The 412-nt window shown below is 76.2% G+C and carries 1 pseudogene; it reads left to right on the top strand.

The annotated features are described in order from the left end of the window. Window positions 1-115: 115 nt before the first annotated feature. Window positions 116-412, top strand: a pseudogene (locus ACLBXP_RS25285) (aliphatic sulfonate ABC transporter substrate-binding protein); the annotation flags it as partial.

The following is a 412-nucleotide window of genomic DNA, read 5'->3' as shown; positions in this document are numbered from 1 at the left end:
CCCTTCGAGGCGGAGATGCGCCGCTTCGCCGAGCAGGTGCTGCCGCGCCTGCGCTAGAGCACGCTCGCGGGTCCCCGATTCCGGGCGGACCCCCTCCCAGCCAGCCAACGGACCCATGACCCAGCACTCTTCCCGGCACTCTTCCCGGCACCCTTCCCATCACCCCTCCCGCCGGGCGCTCCTCGCCGCCGCTGCCGGCGCTGCCGCCTTGGCCGCCCCGGCCCTGGTCGGGCTCCCCCGTCCGGCGCTCGCCGCCCGGAGCCTCCGGACCGGCTACCAGCGCTCCTCGACGCTGATCGCGCTGCTGCGCCAGGACGGCAGCCTGGAGGCGGCGCTCGCGCCGCCCGGCGCGAGCCTGTCCTGGCACGAGTTCACCAGCGGCCTGCCGATCATGGAGGCCCTGAACGCCGGG

The organism is Methylobacterium sp. A54F (assembly GCF_053346035.1).
The sequence above is the reverse complement of the archived record's forward strand: the minus strand, read 5'-3'. Positions and strand labels throughout refer to the sequence as shown.